This is a genomic window from Sphingopyxis sp., assembly GCF_035998905.1.
Classification (GTDB): domain Bacteria; phylum Pseudomonadota; class Alphaproteobacteria; order Sphingomonadales; family Sphingomonadaceae; genus Sphingopyxis.
This window is the reverse complement of the sequence record NZ_DASYHG010000025.1, coordinates 257,075-276,629: the sequence shown is the minus strand read 5'-3', so window position 1 is coordinate 276,629 and position 19,555 is coordinate 257,075. Positions and strand designations below refer to the sequence as shown.

Below are 19,555 nucleotides of genomic sequence, written 5' to 3'. Positions count from 1 at the left end.
ATATGATCGCGACGGCGGAGCGGTGGTCAGCGCAGCGCGTCGGCGACGAACGCGATCAGCGCGACAGCGCCGCACATATAGATGGTGAGAGTCGAAGGCCCCTGCGTGCCTAGCCAGTCGACGATGCGGTCGCGCACGCGCGGCGACGCCGGTTGCTCGATATCCTTGTGAATCATGGCCGATATTTAGGCGAGCCAGCCATTTGAATTCGAGAGCGGCGCGCGCTCGTTCGCATAGGAATTGCATATGTTCGGGGCGATCGCCCCTCAATGCACCTCGCCGCTTTCGACGAGACTGTCGCCGCCGAGCCGCAATCGATAGCCGATGCCGAGCTCGTTGCAGATGATCCGCGGCTGCTGCGGGTCGGTTTCCAGCTTTTGGCGGAGCGTCCGGATCAGGACGCGCAGATATTCGACATGATGCTCATGTTCGTGCGGCCAGACTTCGCGCATGATCTGGTTGTGCGTGATAACGCGGCCGGGGAAACGCGCGAGTTGCGCGAGCACGGCATATTCCTTGGGGGTCAGGTGGACCTCCCTGCCCGCCTTGGTGACCGTCCGCGCGATCAGGTCCATCGTGACATCGCCGACCGACAGGCTGAGGTTGCCGCCGTCGCGGGTCAACCGATTGCGCAGCGCGACGCGGACGCGCGCCAGCAGCTCGTCGGTGTCGAAGGGCTTGGTCAGATAATCGTCGGCGCCGAGGTCGAGCGCCGCTACCTTCTCTTCGGTGGCGTCGCGCGCCGACACGACGATCAAGGTCGTATCGGACTGCTGCTTGAAGAGCGGAACGATTTCGAGTCCATCGCGGTCGGGAAGGCCGAGATCGAGCAAGGTGATATCGGGGCGCTCCTCGCGGAGCCGCTCGAGCGCCTCGCGGGCGTTTTCGGCTTCGACGATCGCATAATCGGCGCGCGCGAGGGCGGCGTGGATCAGTCGCCGGATGTGCAGCTCATCGTCGACGATCAGGACCTTATGACGCACTTTCATGGGATATCCTTGTCGATCGGGGTCGTGATGATCAGCGTTTCGGGGATCTTGATCGTGAAGCAGGCACCATGCGGATCGGCATTGTTGCCCGCCTCGACCGACAGCCCCATCGCCTCGGCAAAGCCCTTGACGATCGCGAGACCGAGGCCGGTACCATGTTTCGCCCGGTCGCTGCCTTCGAGGCGCGTGAAGGTTTCAAAGACGCGCTTCTCGTTTCCCGGCGCGATGCCCGGCCCCCGGTCGATCACCGACAGCCGGATCGCGTCGGCCGTGCGCCGCGCGCGAATGACGATCGGCGTATCGGGGTCGGCATAGCGCCCGGCATTGTCGAGCAGGTTGATCAGGCAGTGGTGGAGCAACACCGGATCGACACGAACGAGCGGGATGTTGGGCGAAATATCGACCTTCACCTCATGCCCCGCAAGCGACGCGCGCGTGTCGTGCGCGGCGCTGGCGGCAGCGTCGAACAGGTCGGTCGCCTCGACCTTCATCGGCAGCGCTCCCGCCTCGACACGCACCATGTCGAGCAGGTTCGAGACGAAACGGTTGAGACGCAGCGCTTCAGTCTCGATCGTCTCGGCCATCGCCGCCGAGGGGTGGCGGCGCATTTCCTGCGCGGCGGACAGGATCGTCGTGAGCGGCGTGCGAAGATCGTGGCTGACCGACGACAACAGCGCCGAGCGCAGCCGGTCGCGCTCGTCGACCTGCCGCGCGCGGAGCGAGGCCTCCTCAAGCTCCATCCGGTCGAGCGCGATCGACGCCTGGTCGAGCAGGCTCATCAGCAGCGGCACCTGATCCGATCGCACCGGCTCGCGCGCATCGTCACGCGTCAGGCCGAGCACGCCAAGCACGCCGCGCGTCGTACGAAGCGGATGGAACAGCCAGTCCGACGCCGTGAGGGTCGCCGAGCCGCGCCCCGCAGGCTGTTCATTGTCCATCGCCCATTGCGCGGCGGCGCGTTCGATCTGTTCGAGCCGATCCTCGGGCGGGACGGCAGCGCGCAGCATCGGCCCGTCGGCCGACGGCAGCAGGATGACGGTGCGGACGTCGAGCAGCCGGCCGACCTCCGCGCAGATCGCGTGCATCAACGCGTCCTGATCGGGTGCTGCGGTCAATTGCCGCGAAAAGCTGGCGAGCGCGGCATTCTGCCGCGCGCTCGTTTGCGCGAGATCGGCTTGAGCGCGCACGCGCGCCGCGAACTGGCTGGTGACCACCGCAACCCCGAGCAGCACCAATATGCTGACGACATTTTCGGGATTGTTGACGGTCAGCGTCCCCGTCGGCGGCAGGAAGAAGAAATTGTAGGCCAGGCTCGACGCGAGTCCGGCGAACAGGCCGGCGCGCAGGCCAAATGTTGCCGCGGCGAACATCACGGGCACGAGATAGAGCAGCGAAATATTACCGAGATCGATGACTTCGATAAGCAGCCGGCCGAGCGCGGTCATCAGGACGACCATCGCCAGCGACCAGATATAATCGCTGGATTTGCCCCACCTCCCGGGAACCGCGATCGCGCTCCGCCGGGCCGCCTGCGTATCGGGTTCGCCGGGCAGGACATGCACCGCGACATCGTCGATCGTCCGCACAAGCTGGTCGACGACCGACCCATGGCGCATCTCGAACCACCAGGGCCGCGCCGATTTGCCGATCACGATCTGCGTTGCGCGCGCGTCGCGTGCAAAAGCCTGCAGGCCTTCGACGACGCTCGCTGCCGGAACCGTCGCGGTCGAGGCGCCGAGGCGCGAGGCGAGCGCGAGCGTATCGGCGAGCTGTTTGCGGTCGTCGTCGGTCAGCGACTGGCTGCGCCGCGTCTCGATATAGACCGCGGTCCATGGCGCCTTCAGCGCATCGGCGAGCCTTTTGCCCGCACGGACGAGTTCGGCGGCGACCGGGAGTTCGCTGACCGCGACGACGATCCGCTCGCCGACCGCGAAGCTGCCCGCGAGCGCATGGCTCCGTACATGGTCGAGCATCTGCGCATCGACTGCGTCCGCCGCGCGGCGCAGCGCGAGTTCGCGCAACGCGGTCAGGTTCGATTTGGAAAAGAAATGCGTCAGCGCGCGCGTCGCTTCCTGCGGGATATAAACCTTGCCGTCGCGCAAGCGCTCGATCAGCTCGTCGGGCGGAATGTCGACCACCTCGATCTCGGCATTTTCGAGGATCGAGTCGGGAACGGTTTCGCGGACACGCACCCGCGTAAAAGAGGCGACGACATCGTTCAGGCTTTCGACGTGCTGGATGTTGATCGTCGAATAGACGTCGATCCCGGCACCGAGCAGTTCCTCGACATCCTGATAGCGCTTCGGGTGGCGGCTACCCGGCGCGTTGGTGTGCGCCAGCTCGTCGACGAGCACGAGTTGCGGCCGGCGTTCAAGGATGGCGTCGATATCCATTTCGCCAAGGCTGTGCCCCTGATGATCGACCGCGCGGCGCGCGATGATCTCATGCCCCTCGACGAGCGCCTCGGTCTCACGCCGCCCGTGCGTCTCGACAACGCCGACGACGACATCGACCCCCGCTTCGCGTCGTTGCCGGCCGTCGGTGAGCATCTCCCATGTCTTGCCGACGCCGGGCGCGGCGCCGAGAAACACCTTCAGACGGCCACGGCCTTCCTGCGCCGCCTGACGCAGGAAGGCTTCGGGGGATGGTCGATCCTTGTCTGTCACGCCGCGGGTTTAGCCCCAAAAGCATCGAGCCGTCGATTGAGCTTGAACACATTGACGCGCGGCTCGCCGAGGAAGCCCAGCAGTGGGCTTTCCACGCTCGCTTCGACCAGCCCGCGGACGGCTGCCGGATCAAGGCTGCGCGCCCTGGCGACGCGGTCGACCTGATAGAAGGCCGCCTCGGGGGTGATGTCGGGGTCGAGCCCCGAACCCGATGCCGTCACCATGTCGGCCGGCACGGCCTTGCCGGGCTGAGCGGCCTTCAGCTTCTCGACATCGCCCTTGACGCGGTCAGCGAGCACTTGCGATGTCGGCCCGAGGTTCGAGCCCGACGATGCAAGCCCGTCATAACCGTCACCCGCCGCCGACGGGCGCGTGTTGAAATAGCGTTCAGAGGTAAAGGCCTGGCCCACGACATTCGAGCCGACGATCTTGCCATTCTCGCGCACGAGGCTGCCGTTCGCCTGATCCGGGAAGAGCGCTTGTCCGATGCCGGTGAGTGCCAGCGGATAGGCGAGACCGAGCAGCGTAGCGAAGAGCAGCGTCATGACGAGCGCCGGACGCAATGCGCTGATGAGATCCTTGTTCATTTCATTATCCTCAGACCAGACCGAGGCCGCCAACGGCCAGGTCGATGAGTTTGATCCCGATGAAGGGTGCCACAAGGCCGCCGAGGCCATAGATGGCCAGGTTGCGCGCCAGCAGCGGCCCTGCCCCCATCGGGCGATAGGTTACACCCCGAAGTGCGAGTGGCACGAGCAGCGGAATGATCAGCGCGTTGAAAATGATCGCCGACAGGATCGCGCTCTCGGGGCTGGTCAGCCCCATGACGTTGAGCACGCCGAGTCCCGGGTAGAGCACGATGAACATCGCCGGGATGATCGCGAAATATTTGGCGACGTCGTTGGCGACCGAAAAGGTCGTCAGCGCCCCGCGCGTCATCAGCAATTGCTTGCCGAGGCCCACGATCTCGATCAGCTTGGTCGGATCGCTGTCGAGGTCGACCATATTGCCCGCCTCGCGCGCCGCCTGTGTGCCGGTGTTCATCGCGACGCCGACGTCGGCCTGCGCGAGCGCCGGGGCGTCGTTTGTGCCGTCGCCGCACATCGCGACGAGGCGGCCGCCCTGCTGTTCCTTGCGGATCAGCTCGAGCTTGTCCTCGGGCGTCGCCTGCGCGAGGAAATCGTCGACCCCGGCCTCGGCCGCAATCGCCGCGGCGGTGAGCGGATTGTCGCCGGTGATCATCACCGTGCGGATACCCATTGCGCGCAGTTCGCCGAAACGCTCGCGGATGCCCGCCTTGACGATATCCTTGAGGAAGATCGCGCCGAGGAGCTGGCCATCCTTCGCCACGGCGAGCGGGGTCCCGCCGGCGCGCGCGATCTCGTCGGTGATACGGCGCAGTTCGGTTGCGGCGGCGGTCGCCCCCGCGCCCGGATTGGCCTTCAGCACCGAATCCACAGCCCCCTTCTGGATCACATTGTCACCCAGTTTGATCCCCGAGATACGCGTCTGCGCCGTGAAGGGAATGATCTCTGCACCCCCCGGAAGTTCGGTCATCGTCTGGCCGAATTTCTCGCGCGCCAGCGCGACGATCGAGCGGCCTTCGGGCGTTTCGTCGGCGAGGCTCGCAAGCAGCGCCGCTTCCGCAAGGATGGACATCGACTGGCCGCCGACCGGACGGAACTCGGTCGCCTGCCGGTCGCCGACGGTGATCGTGCCGGTCTTGTCGAGCAGCAGCACATCGACGTCGCCTGCCGCCTCGACCGCGCGGCCCGACTTGGCGAGTACGTTGAAGCGCACGAGGCGATCCATACCCGCGATGCCGATCGCCGACAGCAAGGCGGCGATGGTCGTCGGAATGAGCGTGATCAGCAGCGCCGCGAGGATCGCGACGGGGATCGAGCCGCCTGCATAGGATGCAAAGCTGGGGATCGTGCCGACCGCGATCAGGAAGATGATCGTCAGGCCGACGAGCAGCAGGGTCAGCGCGATCTCGTTCGGCGTCTTCTGCCGCTCGGCGCCTTCGACGAGCGCGATCATGCGGTCGAGGAAGCCCTGCCCCGGATTCACCGTCACCTGCACACGGATTTCGTCGGAGATCACACGCGTCCCGGCAGTGACCGCCGAACGGTCACCGCCCGCCTCGCGGATCACCGGTGCGCTTTCGCCGGTGATCGCGGCCTCGTTGACCGACGCGACACCCGCGACGACTTCGCCGTCCGACGGGATCAGGTCGCCGGTCTCGACGAGCACAATGTCGCCAACCTTGAGTGCGCTTGCGGGAACGCTTTCATACGTCTTGCCGTCGCCCTTCAGCCGCTTGGCGGTGAGTTCGGCCTTGGCCGCGCGCAGCGAGGCCGCCTGGGCCTTGCCGCGCCCTTCGGCGAGCGCTTCGGCAAAGGTGCCGAAGAGCACGGTCAGCCAGAGCCAGATGACGAGTTGCAGCTTGAAGCCGGTCGCGAGGCTATCCTGGCCGACGACGAGCAACAGCGTCAGCAAGGTCGCGACGACCGCGGTGGTGAACATCACCGGGTTGCGGATCAGCGCTTTCGGGTTGAGTTTGCGAAAAGCGTCACCGATCGCCGGAACGATCAGGTCAGCCGTGAACAGGGACTTGGTTTGGGACCGAGCCATTTGCGTGATTCCTTAGAAAAGCTGGCCGTTGATCATCGCGAGATGATCGGCGATCGGACCGAGTGCGAGGCCGGGCAGGAAGGTCAGGCCGCCGACGATCAGCACGATGCCGATCAGGAGGCCGGTCCAGAGCGGGCCCGTGGTCGGGAAGCTGCCCGCCGTAGCCGGCGTATATTTCTTCGCCGCCAGCCCGCCCGCGATCGCCAGCATCGGAATGATGATGAAGAAACGGCCGATCCACATCGCGACGCCGAGCATGCCGTTGTAGAAGGGCGTGTTGGCGGTGAGCCCCGCAAAGGCCGACCCGTTGTTCGCGACCGCGCTGGTGAAGGCATAGAGGATTTCGGAAAAACCGTGCGGCCCCTTGTTGAGCGGCCCCGCCAGCCCTGCCTCGGTCACCGACGCGATGGCCGTAAAACCGAGGATGATCAGCGGCAGCACCGCGATCGCGAGCACCGCGAGCTTGACCTCGCGCGCCTCGATCTTCTTGCCGACATATTCGGGCGTACGCCCGACCATCAGCCCGGCGACGAAGATCGCGAGGATGGCGAAGAGCAGGAAGCCGTAAATGCCCGCGCCTACGCCGCCGATGACAACTTCGCCGAGTTGCATGTTGAACAGCGGGATCATCCCGCCAAGCGCAGTAAAACTGTCGTGCATGCCGTTGACTGCGCCGCACGACGCAGCAGTGGTGACCACCGCGAACAGCGCCGTTTGCGCGATGCCGAAGCGGACCTCCTTGCCCTCCATGTTTCCGCCCGCAGCGCCGAGCTGATGGAGGATCGGATTACCGGCAGCTTCCTGCCAGTAGGTGATTGCCGCGCCCGCGACGAACAAAGTCATCATCGCGGCGAGGATCGCCCAGCCCTGCCGCTGGTTGCCGACCGACCGCCCGAAGGTCCAGGTCAGCCCGACACCGATGGCAAAGATCGAGAGCATCTGGACGAGGTTGGTGAGCGCGGTCGGGTTCTCGAACGGGTGCGCCGAGTTGACGTTGAAGAAGCCGCCGCCGTTGGTGCCGAGCATCTTGATCGCTTCCTGGCTGGCGACGGGGCCGAGCGCAAGCGTCTGCCTGGCGCCTTCGAGCGTCGTCACGTCGACCGACCCCGCAAGCGTCTGCGGGACGCCGCTCGCGATATAGAAGATCGCGATGGCGACGCAGAGCGGCAGCAGCAGGTAGAGCGTCACGCGCGTCATATCGGCCCAGAAATTGCCGATCGTCTTCATCTCGCGCCGCGCAAAGCCGCGGAACAGTGCAAAGGCGAGCGCGATGCCCGTCGCTGCCGAAAGGAAGTTGTGGATCGTGAGCCCCAGCATCTGGCTGAGGTTCGACATCGTCGATTCACCGCCGTAGCTCTGCCAGTTGGTGTTCGCGGTGAAGCTGATCGCAGTATTGAACGCGAGATCCGCGCTGGTGCCGCCATAGCCGAGCGGATTGAGCGGCAGCATGCCTTGCAGGCGCAGGACCACGTAAGTGAACAGCAGCAACGCCACGTTGAAGATCAGCATATGGACCGCGTAGCGGCGCCACCCCTGTTCTTCGGCGGGGTCGATGCCCGATAGGCGGTAAAAACCCGTTTCGACCGGACCAAGCACCCGGTGGAGCGGCGTGTGGCGCCCTTCATAGAGCGCGAAGAGCCACCGGCCCATCGGCTTGCAGAGCAGGAGCAGGATACCGACGAATGCGACGATCAAAAGCCATCCCTGAAAGGTCATGCCACGCCTCCCTTAGAAGCGTTCGGGCCGTGCAAGCACGGCGACGAGATAGAAGAGAAGGCCGAGCGCGGTGAGGCCCGCGAGCCAGAGGTCGAGTGTCATTGCGATCGATCCTTACGCGTCGTCACACAGGCGCGCGTAGCCGAGGCTCGCGGCGAGGAGAGCGAGGATGATGCCGACCCAGATGAGATCCTGCATGGTTTTGCTCCAACAAGACGCTGCCCACGGGACGTGGGGCGAGTCGTCTGCGGACCGTCAAATAAGAGAGGCCGGCGTTTGAATTCGAGAGCCGGAAAAGCGCAGGCGCATAGTATTTGCGTATGAATTTCCCGATGCGATGCAGCGCATTCAGGAACGACCAGCCCGCTGCGAAACTCGATCGAAACATTCAAATTTCGATGCTCGATCGTCCAGAAATTGCCCGATGTGCGATCACGCTGGCAGATTCGAACGCAGCGCCCTAAGGCGCGGGCATGAGGATCGCGATCATCGACACCAGCACGACGCGCGCCGCCATCATCTCCGATGGCTTGCGCGACGCCGGGCTCGTCGATCTTGCCATCATCGATCCGTCCGGCCCCCTGATGGCGCAGGTCGAGGCCGCGCAGCCCGAGGTCGTGCTGATCAATCTCGAAAATCCGAGCCGCGACCAGCTCGAGGATTTCTTTGCGGTATCGCGCGCGCTCGCGCGGCCGATCGCGATGTTCGTCGACCAGAGCGATGCCGAGGCGACCGGCGCGGCGATCGATGCGGGCGTGTCGGCCTATGTCGTCGACGGCCTGTCGAAACAGCGGATCAAGCCGGTCGTCGACCTCGCGGTTCGCCGCTTCCAGGCCTTTTCGCGGCTCCAGCGCGAACTCGACGACGCAAAGACCGCGCTCGCCGAACGCGGTGCGATCGACCGGGCGAAGGCGATATTGATGAAGCGTCGCCAGATCGACGAACCCGCCGCCTATGCGCTGCTCCGCGGTCAGGCGATGCGGACCAACCGACGGATCGGCGAGATTGCCGAGGCGATCGTGACGAGCGAAGCGCTGATGGGAGACATGGAATGACCGCCGAGATCTTCCGCATCGGCTTCCTGCCGCTCGTCGATGCCGCGTTGCCGATTCTCGCGCACGAGCTGGGCTTTGCCGCGCGCGAAGGCATTGCGATCGAGCCTGTGCGCGACATGACGTGGGCGACCGTCCGCGACCGGCTGATCTTCGGGCAGACCGATGCGGCGCACATGATCGCGCCGCTCGCGATCGCCACCACGCTCGGCCGCGATCGTCCGGCCGTACCGCTCGCGGTTCCCTTCGTACTCGGGCTCAACGGCAATGCAGTGACTTTTTCGACCCGCCTCGCCAATGCTGTCGGGCTGACCGAGGAGCTGGGTGACCCGGCCCAGATTGGCGCGGCGCTGAAGCGCTTGGCCGACGCGCGCGCCGCTTCGGGCAAGCCGCTCCGCTTCGGCGTCGTCCATCGCTATTCGAGCCACAATTATATGCTGCGCTATTGGCTGGCGGGGGTCGGCATCCGGCCCGATCAGGATGTCGAGATCGTCGTCACCAGCCCACCCTTCGCCGCCGACGCGCTCGCGGCGGGCGACGTCGACGGTATCTGCGTCGGCGAGCCGTGGAATTCGATCGCGGTCGATCGCGGCGTCGGCCATATCGCGCTCGCGACCGCGCAAATCTGGCGGCGCGGCGTCGAGAAGGTGCTCGCGATGCGCGCGACGCTGCTCGACGAGCGGCGCGAGGCGGTCGAGGCGCTGGTGCGCGCGCTGCATGGTGCGGCCGAACATTTCGTCGCGCCGGGTGCCGCGGAGGAAAGCGCCGATATCCTCGCGCGCCCAGAATATCTCGATGCGCCGCGCGACGCCGTGCTGCGCGCGATCACCGACCGCATCCGGCTCGTCCCCGGCGGCGAACCGCTCCACTATCCCGACTTCATGTTCCAGTATCGCGAGGCTGCCAACTTCCCTTGGCGCAGCCAGGCCGCGTGGCTCTATTCGCAGATGGTCCGCTGGGACTATATGACCTTCGACGAGGGCGATGCGGCGGCGGCGAACAACACCTTCCGGCCGGACATCTATCGCGCCGCGCTCGCGGGTTCGAGCGCGCCGCTCCCCGGCGCGAGTTCGAAGCTGGAAGGCGGACTCGCCGAGCCGATCGGCGCGGGGTCGACGCAGGGCCGCCTGACGCTCGGCGCCGACCGCTTTTTCGACGGGCGCGCCTTCGATCCCGACGATATCGAGACCTATCTGGCTGAACTTCCCTGAATTTTTTGCCAATCAAATTTTATGCTGCACCTGCGAAATAGCGGCTTGCGGCGCTCCCCCGAATCAGGCAGGTTAAACGCACTCGGCAAGGCTGCCGGGGCAGGATAATGCGGCGACGGCTCCAACGAGGGGGCCGGTCCGCAGGCGGACAGGGAGCCTTTTCCCTGCATTCCCACAGGCAATGAAGCCGTCAGGATGCGCCCGCATGGCCGCCGTCCTGGCGGCTTTTTTATTGCCCGTCGCACAAGGGGACGGACGATGACCAATGCAATCGGAGGTGCCGGCAAGGCGCCCCAATCGAGTTTCTGGAAAAGCGGCCACTGGCCGACGCTCCTCGCCGCCTTTCTCTATTTCGACCTCGCCTTCATGGTGTGGGTCATCCTCGGCCCCCTCGCCCCTGCGATTTCGGAGGATCTGGGGCTGACTCCGGCGCAAAAGGGGCTGATGGTCGCGGTGCCGACCCTCGCGGGCGCCTTGCTCCGTATCACCAACGGCATCCTCGTCGACGACATTGGCCCCAAGCGCGCGGGCGCGATCAGCCAGATCGTCGTTATCGGCGGCCTTTTCTATGCCTGGTTCAACGGAGTTCACAGTTTCGAGGGGGTGCTCGGCCTCGGCGTCGTGCTCGGCTTTGCCGGGGCGAGCTTTGCGATCGCGCTGCCGCTCGCGGGCCGCTGGTATCCCCCCGAGCATCAAGGCAAGGCGATGGGGCTCGCGGGGATGGGCAACAGCGGCACCGTGCTCGCCGCGCTCCTTGCTCCTGCGCTCGCCAAGGCGTTCGGCTGGAATGCGGTCCTCGGCCTCGCGTGCATCCCGCTCGCGATCGTGTTCGTCATCTACATGATCATCGCGAAGGACGCGCCCTATGTGGCGACGCCCAGGACCGCCTCGCGCTATTTCGCACCGCTCAAGAGCGCCGACGCGTGGTGGTTGATGGCATTCTATGCCGTGACCTTCGGCGGCTTCGTCGGGCTCGCGGCATCGCTGCCGATCTATTTCACCGACCAGTTCCACCTGACCCCCGTGATGGCGGGCTATTGCACCGCGGGGTGCGTCTTTGCCGGATCGCTGGTCCGCCCGCTCGGCGGCGCGCTCGCCGACCGGATCGGCGGCGTCAAGGTGCTGATGATGGTGTTCGTCGTCGCCGCTATCGCCCTCGCCGGCGTCCCGCAGGCAGCGGGCCTGACCGCGGCGCTCGGGCTGTTCGTGATCGCGATGCTCGCGCTCGGCATCGGCAACGGGTCGGTGTTCCAGCTCGTGCCGCAGCGCTTTTCGGCCGAAATCGGCGTGATGACAGGGCTGGTCGGAATGGCGGGCGGCATCGGCGGTTTCTACCTCGCCTCCTCGCTCGGCTTCGCAAAGCAGTGGACGGGAAGCTTCGCCCCGGGTTTCTATATCTTCGCGGGACTCGCGTTGATCGCGCTGGCCGCGCTGATGTTCGTCAAAGGCCAGTGGCGCCGGACCTGGGCCGCGGCCGAAGGGGTAAGGATCTGACCCATGAAAGCCACGCTCGCCTTCTGTCTCGCGCTCGCACCGGCCGGTATCGCCCACGCCGAGGAGATCGTCCTCAAACCGCTCGGCGAAGCCCGCCTGCGCTATGAAAATGTCGATCAGGACGGGCTCGCCGAAGGGGCCGAGGCGCTGACGCTACGCGTCCGCGCGGGGGTCGAGGCGAAGGCGGGCCGCTGGTCGGCGCTGGTCGAGGGGCAAGGCAATCTCGCGATCGTCGACGATTATTTCGATGGACTGCACGGCGCCGCGACACGACCCTTGGTCGGCGATCCCGACAATATCGCCCTCTCCCGTGCGCAGCTGCGATATGCGTCGCCCGCCTTCGCACTCACCGCCGGGCGCCAGCGGCTCGGCTTCGACGACGAGCGCTTCGTCGGGAGCGTCGGCTTTCGCCAGAACGGCCAGAGCTTCGACGCGCTGCGCGCCGAGATCACGCCGATCAAGGGCATCAAGGCCGATGTCGCCTATGCGTGGAGCGTGCGCACCATCTGGGGCATCGACGGCACCGGCGCGCGCCAGCAGGCGGTGTCGGGCGACAACTTCTTTGGAAACCTGAGCGCGCAAACGCCGATCGGCAAATTGTCCGCCTTCGCCTATCTCGTCGACCAGGACGAGGCGGCGATGCAGGGCTTCCGCCTGTCGAGCCAGAGCTATGGTGTCCGGCTCGATGGAAGCCAGCCGCTCGGCAAGGCGAAGATCGCTTACCAGCTCAGCTATGCGCGCCAGTCCGACTGGCACCGCAACCCGAATGACTATTCGGCGGACTATTATCTCGCCGAGGTCGCGGTCGATTTTGGAGGCCCCCGGATCGGTGTCGGGTACGAGATACTCGGCGCCGGGTCTGGAAGAGACGGGGGCACCGCGCTCACCAGCTTCCAGACCCCGCTCGCGACAGGTTTCAAATTCCAGGGCTGGGCCGACAAATTCCTCACCACCCCGCCCGACGGCGTGCGCGATCTCTATGCAAGCGCGGGGTGGAGCTGGAAGGCGATCGGCCCCTTGAAGGCCGTGACGCTGCAGGCGGCCTACCACGATTATCGCAGCGACCGCGCCTCGCGCTCGTACGGCGACGAGCTCAATCTTCTTGCGAGCGCGAAGCTCGGCAAATTCACAGGCTCGGCGCGCTACGCGCGCTACCGCGCCGACACCCTCGCCACCGACACCGATAAATATTGGCTACAACTGGATTGGACGCTTTGATGGAACATTGCCCGCTCAAACCCGGGGGCGACACGCGCGACCATCTCGTCGTGATCGGCAACGGCATGGCCGGTTGCCGCGCGGTCGAGGAGCTGCTGGCGCGCGATCCGGCGCGCTACCGCGTGACGATCTTTGGCGCCGAGCCGCGGGTCAATTACAATCGCATCATGCTTTCCCCCGTGCTCGCGGGCGAAAAATGCTTTGACGATATCGTGATCAACGACGCGGACTGGTATGCGGCGAACGGCATCGCGCTGGTCGCTGGCGACCCGGTAGTCGCGATAGACCGTGCGGCAAAAACGGTGACGACGCGGGGTGGCATAACCGAGCGCTATGACCGGCTGCTGATCGCAACCGGCTCCGATCCCTTCATCATCCCTGTGCCCGGCAAGGACCTGCCCGGCGTGATCGCATTTCGCGACATGGACGATGTCGACACCATGCTCGCCGCCGCCGATGCGGGGGGCGATGCGGTAGTGATCGGCGGCGGGCTGCTCGGGCTCGAGGCCGCGCACGGGCTTTCGCTCCGCGGGATGAAGGTCACCGTCATCCACCTGATGCCCACCCTGATGGAACGCCAGCTCGACGAGGCCGCGGGCTGGCTGCTCAAGCAGGCATTGGAAGGCCGTGGCCAGACGATCCTGACCGGCGCCGACACCGCCGAGATTATCGGCGACGGCAAGGTCGAGGGGGTGAAGCTCAAGGACGGAACGCTGATCCCCGCCAGCCTCGTCGTCATGGCGGTCGGCATCCGCCCATCGGTCGCCCTCGCCCGCGACGCGGGCCTCGCGGTCGGGCGCGGCATCCAGGTCGACGACCATATGGTCACCAGCGACCCCGCGGTGCTCGCGGTCGGCGAATGCGTCGAGCATGACGGGCAGGTCTACGGCCTCGTCGCGCCGCTGTGGGACATGTGCCGCAGCCTCGCCGACGGGCTTGTCGAGCAGCCCACGGGCTATCGCGGCTCGGTCACCTCGACCAAGCTCAAGGTATCGGGGATCGACGTGTTTTCGGCGGGCGATTTCTCGGGCGGTGACGGCTGCGAGGATATCGTGCTGCGCGACGCCAGCCGCGGCGTCTACAAGCGCGTCATCGTCAAGGACGACCGGATCGTCGGCGCCGTCCTCTATGGCGATACCGCCGACGGCAATTGGTATTTCGACCTCTTGAAGAAGCAGGAGGATGTCTCCGACCTTCGCGACCTGCTGATCTTCGGCCAGGCCTTCGCCGCGGGAGGCGGCGCGGCGGACCCTAAGGCGGCCGTTGCGGCGCTCTCGGACGATGCCGAGATTTGCGGCTGCAACGGCGTCACCAAGGGCCAGGTCGTGTCGTGCATTGCCAAAGGTGCGCACAGCCTCGACGCGGTGCGCGGCACCTGCAAGGCGTCGGCGAGCTGCGGTTCGTGCACTGGCCTCGTCGAAAATCTGCTCGCGCTGACACTCGGCGACGATGTCCAGTCGGGTCCGAAGACGATGTGCAAATGCACGAGCTTCGGCCATGACGACGTCCGCCGCGAAATTGTCGCGCAGGCCATGCGCTCGATTCCCGAGGTGATGCAGAAATTGCACTGGACCACCCCCGACGGCTGTTCGTCGTGCCGACCTGCGCTCAACTACTACCTGCTCTGCGCGCTGCCCGGCGACTATATCGACGACCAGCAGAGCCGCTTCGTCAACGAGCGGATGCACGCCAATATCCAGAAGGACGGCACTTACTCGGTCGTCCCGCGCATGTGGGGCGGCCTGACTAGCCCGCGCGAGCTGCGCGCGATCGCCGATGTCGTCGAAAAGTATAACGCGCCGATGGTCAAGGTCACCGGCGGCCAGCGGCTCGACATCTTCGGCATCAAGAAGGAGGATCTGCCTGCGGTCTGGGCCGATCTCAATGCCGCGGGCATGGTCTCGGGCCACGCTTACGGCAAGGCGCTCCGCACCGTGAAGACCTGCGTGGGGTCCGAATGGTGCCGCTTCGGCACGCAGGATTCGACCGGGCTCGGCGTGAAGATCGAGCGGATGAGCTGGGGCAGCTGGATGCCGCACAAGTTCAAGATCGCGGTGTCGGGCTGTCCGCGCAACTGCGCCGAAGCGACGATCAAGGATTTCGGCATCGTCTGCGTCGACAGCGGCTATGAACTCCACGTCGGCGGCAATGGCGGCATCCATGTCCGCGCCACCGACCTGCTCTGCAAGGTCGCGACCGAACAGGAGGCGATGGATTATTGCGCCGCCTTCATCCAGCTCTACCGCGAGGAGGCGCGCTACCTTGAGCGCACCGCGCCGTGGATCGAGCGCGTCGGGCTGGCGCATATCGTCGCGTGGATCGTCGACGATGCGCCGGGTCGTGAGGCGCTGCGCGCGCGCTTCCTCTATTCGCAAAGCTTTTCGCAGGACGACCCGTGGGCGCAGCGCGCCCAAGGCGCAGAGGCCGAACATCATGCGCCGATGGCGCGCTTCATCCCGCAGGGAGAATACGCATGAGCACCGCCGAATGGCTCGACATCGGCTGGGTCGACCAGATCCCCGTGCGCGGCAGCCGCACGGTGCAGGTCGAGGGCGGCGACGACATTGCGGTGTTCCGCACCGCCGAGGGCAAGGTTTTCGCGCTGCTCGACCGCTGCCCGCACAAGCACGGCCGCCTTTCGCAGGGGATTGTCCACGGCGGCGCGGTGGCCTGCCCGCTCCACAATTGGCGGATTAGCCTGTCCACGGGCGAAGCGCTCGGCGAGGACAAGGGCTGTACCCCGACGGTTCCGGTCAAGATCGACGGCGGCCGCGTCCTCATCTGCCGCGCCAGCACCTTGAAGGCCGCCGCCTGATGGCGGAGGCGGTCCGCACCACCTGCGCCTATTGCGGCGTCGGCTGCGGCATCCGCGCAACGGTGACGGGCGAACGGACGGTCGAGATCGCGGGCGATCCCGATCATCCTGCCAATAGGGGCCGCTTGTGTTCGAAAGGCACGCATCTCGGCGAAACGGTGGGGCTCGAAGGGCGGCTCCTTCACCCGATGATTGGCAACAAGCGCGCTAGTTGGGACAAGGCACTCGACCTCGTCGCCAAGAAATTCCGCGAGACCATCGCGCGCCACGGTCCCGGCAGCGTCGCCTTCTATGTGTCGGGTCAGCTCCTCACCGAGGATTATTACGTCGCGAACAAGCTGATGAAGGGCTTCATCGGCACCGCGAACATCGACACCAATTCGCGCCTCTGCATGTCTAGCGCCGTTGCGGGTCATACGCGCGCGTTCGGCGAGGATGTCGTCCCCGCGACCTATGACGATCTCGACGCCGCCGACCTGATCGTCCTTGTCGGGTCGAACACCGCCTGGTGTCACCCGATCGTCTATCAGCGCATCCGTGCGCGCTGCGACGCCGGTGCGAAACTTGTCGTCATCGACCCGCGCCGCACCGAAACCGCCGAAGAGGCCGATCTGCATCTCGCGATCTGCCCCGGCAGCGACGTCGCGCTGATGAACGGCCTGCTCCAGCACTGCCGCGAGACGGGGATCGTCGACGAGGATTACCTCACCGCGCACGTCGCGGTACCCGAAGACTTTTGGAACCAACTTGCAGAGGGAAATGACCTGTGGTCGGTCGCGCAGACGTGCGACGTGCCCGCCGCCGACCTCAGGCAGTTCTACGAGCTGTTCGCCGCGACCCCGCGCACCGTCACCCTGTTCAGCCAGGGGATCAATCAGGCGACCGCCGGGACCGACCAGGTCAATGCAATCACCAACCTACACCTCGCCACGGGACGCATCGGCAAGCCCGGCGCCGCGCCCTTTTCGATCACCGGGCAGCCCAATGCGATGGGCGGCCGCGAGGTCGGCGGGCTCGCCTCGACGCTCGCCGCGCATATGGACTTCGCGCCCGAGAACCGCGACCGCGTCCAGCGCTTCTGGGCCGCGCCGGCGATGGCGGAGAAACCCGGCCTGAAGGCCGTCGACCTGTTCCGCGCGATCGGCGAGGGCCGCATCAAGGCGCTGTGGGTGATGGCGACCAATCCTGCTGTCTCGATGCCCGATGGCAACGCGGTACGCGAGGCGCTCGGCCAATGCCCCTTCGTTGTGGTCAGCGACGTGATCGAGACGACCGACACCGGCGCCTTTGCGCATGTCCGCCTGCCTGCCGCAGCTTGGGGCGAAAAGGACGGCACCGTCACCAACAGCGACCGGACGATCAGCCGTCAGCGCGCGCTATTCGCGCTTCCCGGCGAAGCGATGCCCGACTGGTGGATCGTCAAGGAAGTCGGACGGCGGATGGGGTGGAAAAACGCCTTCACCTACGATCGCGCCGCCGACATCTGGCGCGAACATTGCCGCCTCTCGACCTATGAGAATGACGGGGCGCGCCGCTTTGCGTTGCCCGGCGCCGCGCTGGGCGGCAATGCCGCTTATGACGCCATGACGCCCTTTCGCTGGGGCGGCGCTCACCCCTTCGCCGACGGCCGTTTTTCGACCGAGGATGGCCGCGCCCGGCTGGTTCCGGTCGCGCAAAAACCGCTGCCCGAACCGCTCGCCAAATGGCCGCTGACGCTCAATACCGGCCGCTATCGCGACCAGTGGCACACGATGACGCGCACGGGTCTTGCACCCAAGCTGGCGCGCCACCGCGAGGAACCGCTTGTCGAGGTGCATCCCGATGACGCAGCGCGGCTCGGCCTTACCGACGGTGGGCTCGCGCGGGTCGAGACGCCGCAGGGCGACAGCCTCTACCGCGTCGCCTTTCACGCCGGCCAGCGCCCCGGCGAACTGTTCGTGCCGATCCACTGGACCGACCGCACGGCGAGCGGCGGGCGCACCGGCCTGCTGCCGCGTCCGCTTGTCGACCCGGTTTCGGGCCAGCCGGGGTTCAAGCGCACCCCCGCGTCGATCGCCGCGGTGACGCCCAAATGGCGCGGCTTCCTGCTCCTCGCCCGCGAACTCGCCGACACCCCGCGCTGCCTGTGGGCGACGCGCGTCGCGGTGCCGTCGGGCGTGATGTGGGAACTCGCGGGCAATGGCGAGCTGAAAGCCATCGAAGCGTTGCTTCCCAAGGGCGAGCGCATCGAGGCGCAGGATGCCGCGCGCGGCACGCAGCGCATCGCGATCCTCGCGAACGGCCGCCTCGTCGGCGCGCTCTTTGTCACCGAAACGGGTGAGCTGCCGCCACGTGACTGGTTGATCGCCCAGCTTTCCGCGCCTCAAATCGCCCCCACCCTGCTCGCTGGCCGCGCGCCGGGCGTGCAGGCCGATCGCGGTCCCGTCATCTGCGTCTGCTTCGACGTCGGATTGAAGACGATCGTCGCCGCGATCCGCGACCGGCAGCTCGCCGACGTCGCCGCCATCGGCGGCGCGCTCGGCGCGGGGACCAACTGCGGCTCGTGCCGCCCCGCGCTCGCGCGCATCTTGACCGAGGAGACCAGCAATGCAGCCTGACGATTTCGCGCCCGGCAGCGTCTGGCTCGTCGGCGCCGGCCCCGGCGACCCCGAACTGCTGACGATGAAGGCAGTGCGCCTGATCGAGCGTGCCGATATCGTCTTTTACGACGCCTTGGTCGGCGACGACGTGCTGGCGTTGATCCCGCCGGCCGCCGAGCGCGTCGGCGTCGGCAAAAGGTCGGGGCGGCATTCGAAGGATCAGGGGACGATCGACGCGATGCTCGTTTCCGCGGCGCGCGCCGGCAAGCGCGTCGTTCGCCTGAAGGGCGGCGACCCCTCGCTGTTCGGCCGCGCGGCAGAAGAGATTGGCGCACTGCAGGACGCAGGCTTCCCCGTCCATATCTGCCCCGGCATCACCGCCGCGAGCGCCGCCGCCGCGTCGGCGGGCATCTCGCTGTCGCTGCGCGGCGTCGCGCGCGACGTCCGTTTCGTCACCGCGCACAGCCGTCGCGGCGCAGCGCTCGACATCGACTGGGCTTCGCTCGCCCGCGAGGGATCCACCCTCGCCTTCTACATGGGCCGCGATGCGGCGGGAGAGATCATGCGCGGCCTGACGGGCGCCGGGATGCAGGGGGACACGCCCGTCCTGATCGCCTGCGACATCAGCAGGCGCGAAGAGCGGCGGCTGGCTACCCGGCTCGATCTGCTCGAACTCGCGACGCGTGCCTTCTCGGCCGATTCACCGACGCTGATACTCGTCGGCGCTGCGATAGCGCCGGCAGCGGGTGTCCGCGCCACCTCAGGCGCCGTCGCAGCAGCACGGCTCCGATAACAACTTCGCTGATCGACCGCAGCGCGCGCGCCGAACCGAGTGCAGCGAGCGATGCTTTGCGGGTCCCAAGCGAAACTATGCTTGACGATTTCAACTCAACCAATAAAGTTGAATTACCGGCCTGATCCCGACCGGCTGTGATTTCGGGATCCGCGGCTTTTGACCGGGAAGCAGCTTGCTCCGCGTTACCAACGGCTAAAGCGCGCGATGCTCAGGCGACAGCGCCAGGTATCGTGTTCCCCTCTGCGAAGCATGAGGTGATACGATGCACATACCCCCGCCGCGATAAGGGCCTGCCCAGGAAACCGCCCGGCGTCGCCAATATGCGATCGTCCATATTTCGCGCCGTGCGCCGGCGCCTGCCTCCCGATGCGCCGTTGCGCGGTAT

15 protein-coding genes are annotated in these 19,555 nt (G+C 66.3%); 8 read left to right on the top strand and 7 right to left on the bottom strand.

The window, feature by feature from the left end:
- Positions 1–26: 26 nt before the first annotated feature.
- From VGN62_RS15670 to VGN62_RS15640, 7 genes are all read right to left on the bottom strand, one after another.
- Entirely contained in the window at positions 27–176 is a 150-nt protein-coding gene (locus VGN62_RS15670) for a hypothetical protein (RefSeq protein WP_327455524.1), read from the bottom strand.
- 90 nt (positions 177–266) lie between these two features.
- Positions 267–989 carry a response regulator transcription factor gene (locus VGN62_RS15665; protein ID WP_327455522.1) on the bottom strand — a complete coding sequence of 241 codons (723 nt, stop codon included), beginning with the start codon at positions 987–989 and terminating at the stop codon, positions 267–269.
- The gene (locus tag VGN62_RS15660) at positions 986–3,655 is read right to left on the bottom strand and encodes a sensor histidine kinase KdpD (protein WP_327455520.1); all 2,670 of its coding nucleotides are present in this window, start codon (positions 3,653–3,655) and stop codon (positions 986–988) included. Before VGN62_RS15660 ends, VGN62_RS15665 begins: the two co-directional genes overlap by 4 nt.
- Positions 3,652–4,242 carry a potassium-transporting ATPase subunit KdpC gene (gene kdpC, locus VGN62_RS15655; RefSeq protein WP_327455518.1) on the bottom strand — a complete coding sequence of 197 codons (591 nt, stop codon included), beginning with the start codon at positions 4,240–4,242 and terminating at the stop codon, positions 3,652–3,654. Before kdpC ends, VGN62_RS15660 begins: the two co-directional genes overlap by 4 nt.
- Before the next feature lie 10 nt (positions 4,243–4,252).
- Entirely contained in the window at positions 4,253–6,289 is a 2,037-nt protein-coding gene (gene kdpB, locus VGN62_RS15650; protein WP_327455516.1) for a potassium-transporting ATPase subunit KdpB, read from the bottom strand.
- 12 nt (positions 6,290–6,301) lie between these two features.
- A complete protein-coding gene (gene kdpA, locus VGN62_RS15645) occupies positions 6,302–8,005 on the bottom strand; it encodes a potassium-transporting ATPase subunit KdpA (protein WP_327455514.1) in 1,704 nt (567 codons plus the stop codon).
- A 12-nt stretch (positions 8,006–8,017) separates the two neighbouring features.
- Positions 8,018–8,107 (bottom strand): potassium-transporting ATPase subunit F, encoded by a 90-nt coding sequence (locus VGN62_RS15640; protein ID WP_054588683.1) that lies wholly within the window; start codon positions 8,105–8,107, stop codon positions 8,018–8,020.
- A gap of 371 nt (positions 8,108–8,478) precedes the next feature.
- On the opposite strand from VGN62_RS15640, the gene VGN62_RS15635 reads away from it, so the two are divergent.
- The 8 genes from VGN62_RS15635 (at position 8,479) to cobA (ending at position 19,167) form a co-directional block, all read left to right on the top strand.
- Entirely contained in the window at positions 8,479–9,060 is a 582-nt protein-coding gene (locus tag VGN62_RS15635) for an ANTAR domain-containing response regulator (protein WP_327455511.1), read from the top strand.
- Complete coding sequence (locus VGN62_RS15630) at positions 9,057–10,268, top strand: CmpA/NrtA family ABC transporter substrate-binding protein (RefSeq protein WP_327455509.1); 1,212 nt, start codon at positions 9,057–9,059, stop codon at positions 10,266–10,268. Before VGN62_RS15635 ends, VGN62_RS15630 begins: the two co-directional genes overlap by 4 nt.
- A 258-nt stretch (positions 10,269–10,526) precedes the next feature.
- The gene (locus VGN62_RS15625) at positions 10,527–11,762 is read left to right on the top strand and encodes a nitrate/nitrite transporter (protein ID WP_327455506.1); all 1,236 of its coding nucleotides are present in this window, start codon (positions 10,527–10,529) and stop codon (positions 11,760–11,762) included.
- Positions 11,763–11,765: 3 nt separating this feature from the next.
- Positions 11,766–12,980: an alginate export family protein gene (locus VGN62_RS15620; RefSeq protein WP_327455504.1), complete on the top strand. Its 1,215-nt coding sequence runs from the start codon at positions 11,766–11,768 to the stop codon at positions 12,978–12,980.
- Complete coding sequence (gene nirB / locus VGN62_RS15615; RefSeq protein ID WP_327455502.1) at positions 12,980–15,457, top strand: nitrite reductase large subunit NirB; 2,478 nt, start codon at positions 12,980–12,982, stop codon at positions 15,455–15,457. Before VGN62_RS15620 ends, nirB begins: the two co-directional genes overlap by 1 nt.
- The gene (gene nirD / locus VGN62_RS15610) at positions 15,454–15,795 is read left to right on the top strand and encodes a nitrite reductase small subunit NirD (RefSeq protein WP_327455500.1); all 342 of its coding nucleotides are present in this window, start codon (positions 15,454–15,456) and stop codon (positions 15,793–15,795) included. Before nirB ends, nirD begins: the two co-directional genes overlap by 4 nt.
- A complete protein-coding gene (locus tag VGN62_RS15605; RefSeq protein WP_327455498.1) occupies positions 15,795–18,392 on the top strand; it encodes a molybdopterin-dependent oxidoreductase in 2,598 nt (865 codons plus the stop codon). The genes nirD and VGN62_RS15605 overlap by 1 nt, the downstream gene beginning before the upstream one ends.
- Positions 18,382–19,167: a uroporphyrinogen-III C-methyltransferase gene (cobA, locus tag VGN62_RS15600; RefSeq protein ID WP_327455496.1), complete on the top strand. Its 786-nt coding sequence runs from the start codon at positions 18,382–18,384 to the stop codon at positions 19,165–19,167. Before VGN62_RS15605 ends, cobA begins: the two co-directional genes overlap by 11 nt.
- Positions 19,168–19,555 lie beyond the last annotated feature (388 nt).

Excerpts from the sequence above, each read along its gene's own strand:
- VGN62_RS15670 (WP_327455524.1), bottom strand. The coding sequence starts at position 176 with ATGATTCACAAGGATATCGAGCAACCGGCGTCGCCGCGCGTGCGCGAC.
- VGN62_RS15665 (WP_327455522.1), bottom strand. The coding sequence starts at position 989 with ATGAAAGTGCGTCATAAGGTCCTGATCGTCGACGATGAGCTGCACATC.
- kdpC (WP_327455518.1), bottom strand. The coding sequence starts at position 4,242 with ATGAACAAGGATCTCATCAGCGCATTGCGTCCGGCGCTCGTCATGACG.
- kdpB (WP_327455516.1), bottom strand. The coding sequence starts at position 6,289 with ATGGCTCGGTCCCAAACCAAGTCCCTGTTCACGGCTGACCTGATCGTT.
- kdpA (WP_327455514.1), bottom strand. The coding sequence starts at position 8,005 with ATGACCTTTCAGGGATGGCTTTTGATCGTCGCATTCGTCGGTATCCTG.
- VGN62_RS15640 (WP_054588683.1), bottom strand. The coding sequence starts at position 8,107 with ATGACACTCGACCTCTGGCTCGCGGGCCTCACCGCGCTCGGCCTTCTC.
- VGN62_RS15635 (WP_327455511.1), top strand. The coding sequence starts at position 8,479 with ATGAGGATCGCGATCATCGACACCAGCACGACGCGCGCCGCCATCATC.
- VGN62_RS15630 (WP_327455509.1), top strand. The coding sequence starts at position 9,057 with ATGACCGCCGAGATCTTCCGCATCGGCTTCCTGCCGCTCGTCGATGCC.
- VGN62_RS15625 (WP_327455506.1), top strand. The coding sequence starts at position 10,527 with ATGACCAATGCAATCGGAGGTGCCGGCAAGGCGCCCCAATCGAGTTTC.
- VGN62_RS15620 (WP_327455504.1), top strand. The coding sequence starts at position 11,766 with ATGAAAGCCACGCTCGCCTTCTGTCTCGCGCTCGCACCGGCCGGTATC.
- nirB (WP_327455502.1), top strand. The coding sequence starts at position 12,980 with ATGGAACATTGCCCGCTCAAACCCGGGGGCGACACGCGCGACCATCTC.
- nirD (WP_327455500.1), top strand. The coding sequence starts at position 15,454 with ATGAGCACCGCCGAATGGCTCGACATCGGCTGGGTCGACCAGATCCCC.
- VGN62_RS15605 (WP_327455498.1), top strand. The coding sequence starts at position 15,795 with ATGGCGGAGGCGGTCCGCACCACCTGCGCCTATTGCGGCGTCGGCTGC.
- cobA (WP_327455496.1), top strand. The coding sequence starts at position 18,382 with ATGCAGCCTGACGATTTCGCGCCCGGCAGCGTCTGGCTCGTCGGCGCC.